General features: G+C 72.8%; 11 protein-coding genes. 7 read left to right on the top strand and 4 right to left on the bottom strand.

The genetic code is table 11. The features are described from left to right. Positions 1-620: 620 nt before the first annotated feature. Positions 621-1,904: a tyrosine--tRNA ligase gene (gene tyrS / locus E1166_RS13990; RefSeq protein WP_132339085.1), complete on the bottom strand. Its 1,284-nt coding sequence runs from the start codon at positions 1,902-1,904 to the stop codon at positions 621-623. 101 nt (positions 1,905-2,005) lie between these two features. Between tyrS and E1166_RS13985 the strand changes: the two genes are divergently transcribed. The 4 genes from E1166_RS13985 (at position 2,006) to E1166_RS13970 (ending at position 4,459) form a co-directional block, all read left to right on the top strand. Continuing rightward, entirely contained in the window at positions 2,006-2,398 is a 393-nt protein-coding gene (locus tag E1166_RS13985; protein ID WP_132339083.1) for a PaaI family thioesterase, read from the top strand. Positions 2,399-2,557: 159 nt separating this feature from the next. Continuing rightward, positions 2,558-3,784: a divalent metal cation transporter gene (locus E1166_RS13980; protein WP_132339081.1), complete on the top strand. Its 1,227-nt coding sequence runs from the start codon at positions 2,558-2,560 to the stop codon at positions 3,782-3,784. Beyond that, entirely contained in the window at positions 3,781-4,161 is a 381-nt protein-coding gene (locus E1166_RS13975; RefSeq protein ID WP_132339079.1) for a hypothetical protein, read from the top strand. Before E1166_RS13980 ends, E1166_RS13975 begins: the two co-directional genes overlap by 4 nt. Continuing rightward, positions 4,148-4,459: a PRC-barrel domain containing protein gene (locus E1166_RS13970; protein WP_132339077.1), complete on the top strand. Its 312-nt coding sequence runs from the start codon at positions 4,148-4,150 to the stop codon at positions 4,457-4,459. The genes E1166_RS13975 and E1166_RS13970 overlap by 14 nt, the downstream gene beginning before the upstream one ends. 54 nt (positions 4,460-4,513) lie before the next feature. Here the strand turns inward: E1166_RS13970 and E1166_RS13965 are convergent, their stop codons facing one another. The 3 genes from E1166_RS13965 to E1166_RS13955 form a co-directional block, all read right to left on the bottom strand. Then, a complete protein-coding gene (locus E1166_RS13965) occupies positions 4,514-5,836 on the bottom strand; it encodes a hemolysin family protein (RefSeq protein WP_132339075.1) in 1,323 nt (440 codons plus the stop codon). Positions 5,837-5,969: 133 nt separating this feature from the next. Next, positions 5,970-6,602 carry a hypothetical protein gene (locus E1166_RS13960; RefSeq protein WP_132339073.1) on the bottom strand — a complete coding sequence of 211 codons (633 nt, stop codon included), beginning with the start codon at positions 6,600-6,602 and terminating at the stop codon, positions 5,970-5,972. A gap of 10 nt (positions 6,603-6,612) precedes the next feature. Then, positions 6,613-7,116, bottom strand: a complete 504-nt coding sequence (locus tag E1166_RS13955; protein ID WP_132268632.1) for a GNAT family N-acetyltransferase — start codon at positions 7,114-7,116, stop codon at positions 6,613-6,615. Positions 7,117-7,272: 156 nt separating this feature from the next. On the opposite strand from E1166_RS13955, the gene E1166_RS13950 reads away from it, so the two are divergent. The 3 genes from E1166_RS13950 to E1166_RS13940 are packed head-to-tail and all read left to right on the top strand — an operon-like array spanning position 7,273 to position 10,175. After that, on the top strand, positions 7,273-7,539 hold the full coding sequence (locus tag E1166_RS13950; protein ID WP_207914232.1) for a hypothetical protein: 267 nt from the start codon (positions 7,273-7,275) through the stop codon (positions 7,537-7,539). Between the two features lie 51 nt (positions 7,540-7,590). Beyond that, positions 7,591-8,067: a hypothetical protein gene (locus E1166_RS13945; protein WP_132339071.1), complete on the top strand. Its 477-nt coding sequence runs from the start codon at positions 7,591-7,593 to the stop codon at positions 8,065-8,067. Beyond that, positions 8,064-10,175 (top strand): M48 family metalloprotease, encoded by a 2,112-nt coding sequence (locus tag E1166_RS13940; protein ID WP_132339069.1) that lies wholly within the window; start codon positions 8,064-8,066, stop codon positions 10,173-10,175. Before E1166_RS13945 ends, E1166_RS13940 begins: the two co-directional genes overlap by 4 nt. Positions 10,176-10,316: the final 141 nt, after the last annotated feature.

Genomic DNA, 10,316 nt, shown 5'->3' with positions numbered 1-10,316 from the left:
AACAAACAATGCTGCCAAAGGAATCCCAACCAGACAGACCAAAGCCTGACCAGTCCGGGGTATCAAAACAAATTTGGCACTGGCTTTACAAGCACCCTGTTGAGTTCTCAAAGAACAACCACACACCGCCCGGAAACCCTCAACCGAGGACCCCCGACCCGGGGCACCACATCCAACCGTGACCACCACTCCCGCGGCGAGCACTTTTACTACGTTACCCGGAGATTTCCGCCGTGTCAAACCGATGTTTCCGGTTTTTACCACTTCCGGATCCCACCCGGGCGCACCACAAGACATCCGACTCGTGTCGGTTATGTCGTGGATGCTCGGCAGGCCGGCCGCTGCGGTTTCCCGCACGCTCGCCCGGTGCCCTGCCGGTCGTCAACCATACCCGGTCGGCTCCGCCCCGCCAAATCCGCCTCGCGACAGATCCAGGGGCACCACCCGGTCCAGGTTCTGATGGAGTCAACCACCTCGACCCGGAGGTCATTCCCGCGCTCCGGCCGCCAGGGCTCTCGCCCCGTCTCGCCCGTTCCGCGCTGGCAGAGGAAAGTTACGCCCCCGGCGAGTTGATCGTCAAATCCGCCGGGGGCGTCCCGCGTCACACTCCGCTCGTACCGTTATCCTCGCAGCTCGACCCCGGCGAAGGACCGCTTTCCGCGGCGCAGGACCAGGTAGCGGCCGTGCAGCAGATCCTCCCGGCCGACGACCGCGTCCACCTGCGTCACCCGGACGTTGTTGACGTACGCGCCCCCCTCGGCGATCACCCGGCGGGCCTCCTTCATGCTCGGCACCAGGCCCGACTCCTTGAGCAGCCCCGCGACGTCCGGCAGCTCGTCGAGGTGGACGAGACCGGCCTCGGTCAGTGCCGCCCGCAGGGTCACCGGAGAGAGGTCGTCGAGGGAGCCGCGACCGAAGAGTGCCTGGCTCGCGGCGACGGCCTGGGCCATTTCCCGCTCCCCGTGCACGAGGGTGGTCAACTCCTCGGCGAGGGCGCGCTGCGCGGCCCGGGCGGCCGGACGTTCAGCCGCTTCCTTCTCCAGCGCCTCGATCTCCTCCCGGGAGCGGAAGCTGAAGTAGCGCAGGTAGCGGGCCACATCCCGGTCGTCCGCATTGACCCAAAACTGGTAGAAGGCGTACGGGCTGGTCATCTCGGGGTCGAGCCAGACGGCGCCGCCCTCGGTCTTGCCGAACTTGGTGCCGTCGGACCTGGTGACCAGTGGCGTGGTGAACGCCTCCACCGGGCCGGCGCCGCGCCGGCGGATGTAGTCGACGCCGGCGGTGATGTTGCCCCACTGGTCGGAGCCGCCGTACTGGAGTTGGCAGCCGTGGCGGCGGTGCAGCTCGAAGAAGTCGTTGGCCTGCAGCAGCTGGTAGCTGAACTCGGTGAAGCTGATGCCCGTCTCCAGTCGGGCCCGGACCACCTCACGAGCCAGCATCTTGTTCACCGGGAAGTGCTTGCCGACGTCCCGGAGGAACTCGACCACCGACATCTCCGCGGTCCAGTCCAGGTTGTTCACCAGTTGCGCGGCGTTCTCCCCGGTGTACGACACAAACGGCGCGAGCTGGTCGCGGATGCGCCGGACCCAGCCGGCGACGACCTCCGGCGGGTTGAGACTGCGCTCGGCGCTCTCCTTCGGGTCGCCGATCTGGCCGGTGGCGCCACCGACGAGCAGCAGCGGCCGGTGCCCGGCCAGCTGGAGCCGGCGGGCCGTGGTGACCTGCATGAGGTGGCCGACGTGCAGGCTGGGTGCGGTCGGATCGAAGCCCACGTAGAAGGTGGCGCTCCCGCCGTCGAGCAGGTCACGCAGCTCGTCGAGGCCGGTCGAGTCCTGGATCAGGCCGCGCCACCGCAGGTCTTCGGTCAGGGATTCCCGCCCGCGCGGGAGGTTGCTGTCGGTCACGATCACCGATTCTCCCCCATGCCGCAGGCCGGGGCGTACCGGGTTTGGCCGATACCGGGCCGTTAGGCTGCCCTTCCGCTGAGACATGGAGGTACGGAGTCGTGGAGGAGACGCCGAACATCACGGGCGGCCTGGCCGGCCTGCTCGGGTTGACGTTCGACGAGGTCGGCGCCGACCGGGTGGTGATCCGCTGGACGGTACGCCCCGAGCTGCACCAGCCGTTCGGCATCCAGCACGGCGGGGTGTACTGCGCGGTGGTGGAGACGGCGGCCAGCGTCGGGGGGACGATCTGGCTCGGCGGGCGCGGACGGGTGGTGGGCGTCTCCAACCAGACGGACTTCCTGCGGGCGGTCCGCGACGGGGAGCTGACCGCCGTCGGGACACCCGTCCACCGGGGACGCAGCCAGCAGCTGTGGCAGGTGGAGATCACCGACGCCGCGGGGCGGTTGGTCTCCCGGGGCCAGGTGCGGTTGCAGAACCTCTCCGAGAGCTGACCGAACCGGCTCGGTCGCCCGCGCCGTCGCCGGCGACGCAGCGCCGGTCAAGGAGATCGGGATGGCGGGTGGCGGAGCCGCCAACTGACCGGTTTACCGGAAAAATACTGGTGAAGCGGATATGGTCGCATCGATGCGACCGGTCGACCCGTACCCGAGGTGAGGAAGCTCCTCGCCGCCACGCTCGGCGTGCTCTCGGCGGTCGGAGGTTTCGTCGACATCGGCGACCTGGTGGCGGCGAGCCAGGCCGGCGCCCGGTTCGGCATGGGCCACGCCTGGGTGCTGCTGCTCGGGGTGGTCGGCATCTGCGCGTACGCGGACATGGCCGGCCGGATCGCGGCGGCGAGCGGCCGGGCGGTGTTCGACCTGGTCCGGGAACGGCTCGGGCCCCGGGTCGCGCTGCTGAACCTGGCCGCCTCGTACCTGGTCACGGTGCTGACCCTGGCGGCGGAACTGGGCGGCGTCGCGCTGGCCCTGCAGCTGGCCTCCCGGGTGAGTTACCTGCTGTGGGTGCCGGTGGCGGCGTTCGCGGTGTGGCTGGTGCTGTGGCGGATGCGGTTTCAGCTGATGGAGCGGGTGTTCGGACTGGCCGGGCTGACCCTGGTGATCTTCGCGGTGGCGCTGTTCTGGCTGCCCACCGACTGGGCGGCCCTGGCTCGCGGGGCGCTGCGCCCCGAGGCGTACGGGCAGGGCTGGGTGGCGTACTGGTTCGTGGCGGTGGCGTTGTTCGCCTCCACGGTCAGCCCGTACGAGGTGTTCTTCTTCTCCTCCGGCGGGGTGGAGGAACGGTGGAGCGCCGCCGACCTGGCCGACGCCCGGTCGAGCGTGCTGGTGGGGTTTCCGGTCGGCGGGTTCCTCGCGCTGTCGCTGGTGGCGACGGCCGCGGTGGTGCTGCACCCGACCGGCGCGTCCGTGTCGACCCTCCACGAGGTCGCCGCGCCGGTGGTGCTGGCGTTCGGCGGGGTGGGACTGGCGATCGCGGCGCTGGCGTTCTTCGCCGTGACGTTCGGTGCCGCCCTGGAAACCGGCTTGTCGGCGGCGTACGCGGCGGCACAGTACTTCGGCTGGCAGTGGGGCAAGCGGGTCAGTCCCCGCGAGGCGGCCCGTTTCCACACCGTACTGCTGGTCAGCGTGCTGATCGGGATGCTGGTGCTGTGCACCACCGTCGACCCGGTGCGGCTCACCGAGCACATGCTGGTGGCCAGCGCGGTGGCGCTGCCGCTGACGTACCTGCCGATCCTGATCGTGGCCAACGACCGCACGTACCTGGGCGACCGGGTCAACGGGCGGACCGCCAACCTGCTCGGCGCGGTCTTCCTCGTGGTGATCGTGGCCGCGGCGGTCGCCGCGATCCCGCTCGCGGTGACCACCGGGACGGGGCGATGAGGATCCAGCTCGGCCGGCAGCTGCTGGACCGGCAGATCGTCGACGTCGCCGGACGACTGGTCGGCAAGGTCGACGATGTGGAGTTCGCCATCGACGACGAGGGTTACCCGTACGTGGCGTACCTGCTCAGTGGCCAGCACGCGCTCGGTCGGCGGATCGGCGGTCGGGTCGGCCGGCTGCTGGTGACGGTCGCGGACCGGTTCAGCGAGCACCGGCCGGCACCACCGCTGCGCCTGCCGATGACCCTGGTGGCGCAGGTGGACAGCGCGGTGCGACTACGCTGCCGCGCCGACGGACTGCCGCCCCCGCCGGTGGAGGTGTGGCTGCGCCGGCACCTGATCGACCGCATTCCGGGGGCGGGCCGTGCGAGCGGGTGACCTGCTCGGCCGGGTGGCATACGACCTGCACGGGCGGCGGCTCGGCCGGGTGGTGGACGTGGTGGTGCGGGGCAGCTACCCGGACGGTCGGCTGCGGCTGACCGACGTGATCGTCACCGGGCGCTGGTGGGGTCGCCTGGTGGGGCGGCTGATCGGGGCAGAGCGCCACCCGTCGGGCCCGTGGGCGATCCGTCTGGTGGCTCGGGCGTTGAGTCGCAGCACCCGGCAGCTTCCCGCGGACCAGGTACAGCTACTGCCGCCGGTGCCCGATTTCCCGTTCGGCCCGCCGGCCGGCTGAGCGGCACAGGCCACCGGGCGGCCGAGCGGCACCGCCCACCGGCTATGGCGCTGGTCAGCGGTGGGCCTCGTCGAGGACCGGTTCCGCGTCCGGGGCATCCGCGACCGGCGCGGCTCGGCGCAGCCGTACCCGGGTGATGGCCCGCTGATCGATGGCGGCCACCTCCAGTTGCCAGCCGTCCATGGTGACCTGCTCCCCCGCCACGCTGGGAATGTGCCCGAGGCAGCTCAGCAGCATCCCGGCGACGGTGGTGTAGTCACCGGGCGGCCGACCGGGAACCTCGACGCCGAGGTCGGACAGGTCGTGCACGGGGAACGTGCCGGGCACCAGCAGCGCCCCGTCGGCCTCGGTGTGTACGCCGTGCACGTCCCGGTCCGTCTCGTCGTAGATCTCGCCGACGATCTCCTCCAGGATGTCCTCCAGGGTGACGATCCCGTCGACCGCGCCGCGCTCGTCGACCACCAGGGCGATGTGCTGGCGTTCGGCCTTGAACTGGCGCAGCGCGTCCATCACGGGCAGCGAGTCGGGCAGCAGCATCGGCGGGCGGGCGACCTCGTCGACGAGTCGCTCGTCGGGTACGCCGACCAGGTCACGCAGGTGGAGCACGCCGACGGCGTCGTCCAGGCCACCGTGGCGGACCACCGGGGCCCGGGAGTGGCCGGTGGCGGCCAGCAGTAGCCGGGCGGCCTCCGCGGTGGTCCCGCTGTCGAGGGTGAAGACCTGCAACCGGGGTACGAGCACCGCCTTCAGCTGCCGGTCGGCGATCTCCACGGCACCGGCGATGATGGTGCGCTGCTCCTTGGTGAACCCGTGGTTGCCGGCGACGATGTCGCGCAGCTCGTCCGGGCCGATCTCGTCGGGCTCGTGCCTCGGGTTCAACCCGCACAGGCGTACCACCAGGTCGCTGGTGGCGCCCAGCGCCCAGACGGCGGGGCGGGAGACGGTCGCCAGCAGGTCCAGTGGGCGGGCCACCACCAGCGCCCAACGTTCGGCGGACTGCATGGCGATCCGTTTCGGGGCCAGCTCGCCGAAGACCAGCGTGACGAAGGTCAGCACGAGAGTGACCGCCACGATGGCCACCGACTCGGCCGCGCCGCCGAGGAAACCCAGCAGCGGCACCAGCGGCTCGGCCAGCGAGACCGCGGCGGCGGCCGAGGCCAGGAAGCCGGCCAGGGTGATGCCGATCTGGATGGTGGCGAGGAACCGGTTGGGGTCCTTGGCCAGCCGGGCCAGCACCCGCCCGGCCCGGCTGGTGCGTTCCAGGCGCTGGACCTGGCTGTCCCGCAGCGACACCAGCGCCATCTCGCTACCCGCGAAGATCGCGTTCAGGACGACCAGGACTCCGACCAGGGCCATTTGGCTCCAGTAGCTCTGCACGCCCGGTTCTCTCCCTCGCCGCCGGGGACGCCGGCCGGACGGCCGACGCCGCCGGGCGGAAGACCCACCCGACGTACGGCCCTGTGTGCCCCGTGCGGCGGTCGGCGAATCCTTCCCGACCGTCCCATGACTCTCAGGCCGGCGCGGGGGCGGGAAGGTCGAGCACGTACGCGTCGCCCTCCGGGCGGAAGCCGAGCCGGTGGTAGTAGGGGGCGACCATGCCGGGCGGGCTCACCACCCGGCGGAAGCCGCGCTCGGTGAAGAGGCTGCTGCGCCGGTAGACGAACTCGCCGGGGGTGAAGTCGCGGAACCTCGGGGTGACGTAGTCGAGGTCGATCTGGGCGATCCCGTCGGCCTCGGCGTGCGACAGCACCACCCCAACCACCTCGTCGGCCTTGAGCACCAGGAACGCCGAGCGTTGCGCGTCGTGCGACGCCCAGCGGAAGTCCGGGTTGAACCGGGCGATGTCGGCGGCGTGCACCCGCAGGGTGTGCGCGAGGAACCGGTCGTCGACGCCCACCTCCACCGCCTGGTAGGTCTGCTCGTCGTGCCGCGTGGCCAGCATCGTCCGCAGGTACCACACGTTGATCACCGCGAGCACCACGTTGAGGCCGACCATGGGCCAGACCGCCACCGCGGCGTTGTAGCCGATCAGGATCAGGCAGCCGACCAGGTTGAGCGCGCGCAGCCGCAGGATGCGGGTCTGCAGCAGGGACCAGACCAGCAGCGCGGAGCCGGCCCAGCCGACGAGTTCCAGCCAGTTCACCTCGGGGAGACTAGCGCTTTTCCTGGTCAGCCGGCTCGGCGGGCAGCCGGAGCACCCATTCCTCGACCTCGGCTCGGCGGCCGTGGGCGAAGCCCGCGTCCTCGCCGACCACGACGAAACCGCACTTGCGCAACACCGCCAGGGAGGCCCGGTTGTCCTTGGCGGCGCGGGCGTACACCGGCCGCTGCGGCAGCTCGTGCAGCAGCGCGGCCAGCGCGGCGGTGGCGTACCCCCGGCCCCAACGTCGTGGGTCGATCCAGTAACTGACCTCGGTGCACTCGTCGACCGGGAAGGCGGCCACGCGGCCGACCACCTCGCCACCGACGACGACCGTGCGCGGCACGATGCGCGGGTCGGCCCGGATCCGGGCCCAGTGCGCGTCGAAGGCCGCCCGGTCAGCCGGGTCGGCCGGGCCGAAGGCAGCCATCCAGGTGGCCTCCGGATCCTGCTCGTGCGCGAAGAAGTGGGGCAAATCGTCGTCGCGCACCGGACGCAGGCACAGGTCGGGGGTCACCGGCGCAGGATACGCACCCGGACCGACAATCCCGGGACCGCTGGCCGCACGGCCGCACCGCCCGCCCCACGGCAGCGCCGGTCGCCGGTCACCCGGCCGGTGGACCGGTGGCCTGCCGTGCCGCGGGACCGGGCTTACCTGCCGGAGAATCGGTCCATGCGCCCATTGCGTCGCCGGACAGCGGTCGTCTCCGATGCCCGAGCCGTCTCGGCCGTGGCGGCCGGCGCCCGCGCTATCGGCGCCGCCGCCACCGGCGCGCTGGCGATCTCCGCGCTGGCCGGCGGGGCGACCGCGCTCGGTGTGCTGGCGGTCGGCCGGCTGGCCGTGCGCCGCGCCGTGCTCCGCGACCTGCACATCGGCCGGCTGGAGGTGGATGAGCTGATCGTCCACCGGCACACCGTGGAGCACGCCGGCGACGGATAGCGGACAGTACCCACGGTGGCACCGCTGGCAGGGGATCGCTACCAAGGAGACATGTCACGCAGACCCGCCGACCTGGAGCGGACCGCCGCCCTCGCCCGTACCGTCGTCGCCCGGATCGCCCCCGAGGAACTGCCCGCCTTCGACGTGCTCGCCGCGCCCTACCTCACCGGTGCGGACGCCTCGATCGACGGCGGCCGGCTGGGATTCGGGGTGCTGGAGGCGGTCGCCACCGTCACACCGGTGGTGACGCTGGTCAGCGCGTCGGTCACCGCCGCGCTGCTGCGCGGCGCCGAGGGTGAGCTGGAGCAGCTCGGGGGGCGTGCCACCCGGGGCCTGTTCGCAGCGCTGCGCCGCCGCCGCGAGCCGGCCCCACCGGAGCCGGTCGGGTTCAGCCGGGAACAGCTGGCCCGGGTGCGGGAGGTGGCCCTCGCCCGGGCCGAGGCACTCGGCGTCGCACCCCCGCAGGCCGCCACGATCGCCGACGCCGTGGTCGGGGCGCTGCTGCTCGACGGGGAGCCGGAGCGATGAGCGCCCCGCCCCCGGTGTGGCGGGGACGACCGGACGAAACCGGCTTCCTGCTGCTGCCGCTGGCCGCCCTGGTGTTCAGCACGGCGGTGCTGCTCGCGGTCGTGTTCGGGCTGTCGGTGCTCCCCCGGCGCGGCTGCGACCTCGGCGACGTGCTCGACCACCCGTGCAGCGAGATGTTCGTGCGGATGTCGAATTTCTTCAACCTCATGGCGGTGCCCGGTGCGGCGGTCTTCGCCTGGCAGACCCGGCTGCACCGGCGGCGCACCCAGCCGATCCCGCCGGGGGTGTTCGGTGCCGCCGGGCGGGTGATCGCCGAGGTGCTCGCCTCGGTGCGGCTGCGCCGCGACACCCCGGTGCTGCTCGGCCCGCGACTGGGACGGCGCGCGTTCACCGGCGGAACGGACCACAAGCCGTACGTCGCGCTCGGGCCGGAACTGCTGGCCCTGCCGGCCAAGGGGCCGCAGGGTCGCCTGGTGTTCGAGGCGGTGCTCCGGCACGAGTTGGCCCATGTGCAGAACCACGACCTGCTGCGGCTGCGGTTCGCCACGGTGCTGCGGATCAGCACCCGGGTCACCGCCGCGGCCACCGCGCTGCTGCTGCTCGCCAAGCTCGCCTGGGACGCCGAGCCGCCGGCCGCCGGCACGGTCCTCGGCGTCGTGCTACGGGCCGTCCTGGTCGCGGTCACCGCCGAGCTGGTCACCCGGGCCTTCCTCCGGCTGCGGGAGCAGCAGGCCGACGCCCGCGCCGCCGGTGTGGACCCGGACGGCGTGCGGGCCGCCCTGCACGGCGGCGTGCGCGCCGACGCACCGGGTGGATGGTGGGGGCGGGCGTGGCAGCGGCTCTGGGACCAGCACCCGAGCGTGGCGAACCGGCTCGCCGGACTGGCCGACCCGACGGCCGCGCTCGCCCTCCCGCTCGGCCTGACGCTCGCCGGTGGGGTGTTCACCGCCGTCGCGCTGGCCAACGTGCAACTGCTGGTCGACCTGCTGCGCGACGCCGAGGTGCTGGCCTGGCCGCAGATCGACGGGGTCGCGTGGGGTGGCCTGGCGGTGCTGGCGCTGGCCGTGATCCAGCCGGCGATCTTCCTGGCCGACGGCGCCTGGCGGGACGCGCGGGGACGGCGGTTGGTCGGTCGGCCGGCGCGGCCCGGTCTGCTCGGCCTGGTCTTCGGCGTCGGGTTGTTCGTCGGCACGTACCTCGCGCCGTACGACGGGCTGGTCTACCAGAGCCGCCCCGAGGGGGTGCCGCTGTCGGGTCTGCTGCTGCTCGTCCTCGGCGCGGTGCTGTTGAGCCGGTGGCTGACCGGTTTGGTGGCACGAACCGCGCCGACCACCTCGGCGGGCCGCCGGCTACTGCTGCTGCCGGCCCTGCCGGTGACCGTCGGGGTGCTGGCGCTCGGTTGGGAGATGGTGCTGTGGCTGCGCGGCCGGGCGTACGAGTGCGCCCACTACCTGGTTGAGTGCGGTCCGCTGGACGCGGTACGGGTGCCGCTGACCGCCGCGTCCACGCCGTGGGCGGCGGCGGTGCTGACGCTGGGCGTGGCCGCCTCGCTGGCGGTGACGGTGCGCCGGGCCGGCCGTGACGCGCTGGTGACCACGGCCGGGGTGGCCCTGGCCGGCGCGCTGCTGGCGTTGGTGCTGCCCTGGGCCGGCCTCGCCGGCACACTGGCGGCGCCGCTGTGGGCCCGGCTGGAACCCGACCTCGGCGCGCCGATCGCCGCGCTCACCCTGCAACTGGCGCTGTTGGTGGCGGTGCCGTTGGCCGTGGCCCTGCCCCGGGCGGCGGCCGGTCCGCTGGCTGGGGGGACCGCCGCGCTGGTGCTCGCCGCCGGCCTGGACGCACAGCTGGCGCGGTGGGCGGACGCGCCCGAAGCGCCCCGTCCCGGTGACGTCGCGTCCGCGATCGGCACTTATCTCGGGGCGGGTCTCGGGATCGTCCTGCTCGCCGTCGCCGTGACGCTCGCCGTCCGTGCCCTGGTGGTGGGCTCGGGTGCCGCCGGGGCGGCACACGTGGGCACCGCCGGCACCCCCTCCGGGCGCCCGACGTGGCAGCGCAAGCCCCGCATGAGCTCGCTGGGTACGTCGGATGGCCGCACAGGTCCGACGTGACCACCATCGGGCACGAGTCCACCGTGTCGGGGCGCGACGGCGCGTCCCGGCCGAATGCCGGCCCGCAAGGCCGGGTCCGTCGACAATGACCTGGCCGACCCCGGGTCGACACTGACCTGACCGACCCCCCGGGTCGACACT

This window comes from Micromonospora sp. KC213 (genome assembly GCF_004348325.1).
Lineage (GTDB): Bacteria > Actinomycetota > Actinomycetes > Mycobacteriales > Micromonosporaceae > Micromonospora.
The sequence above is the reverse complement of the archived record's forward strand: the minus strand, read 5'-3'. Positions and strand labels throughout refer to the sequence as shown.

Bases quoted from the DNA above. Each gene is read 5' to 3' on its own strand.
- E1166_RS13975 (WP_132339079.1), top strand. From the start codon at position 3,781: ATGAGGATCCAGCTCGGCCGGCAGCTGCTGGACCGGCAGATCGTCGAC.
- E1166_RS13950 (WP_207914232.1), top strand. From the start codon at position 7,273: ATGCGCCCATTGCGTCGCCGGACAGCGGTCGTCTCCGATGCCCGAGCC.
- E1166_RS13945 (WP_132339071.1), top strand. From the start codon at position 7,591: ATGTCACGCAGACCCGCCGACCTGGAGCGGACCGCCGCCCTCGCCCGT.
- E1166_RS13940 (WP_132339069.1), top strand. From the start codon at position 8,064: ATGAGCGCCCCGCCCCCGGTGTGGCGGGGACGACCGGACGAAACCGGC.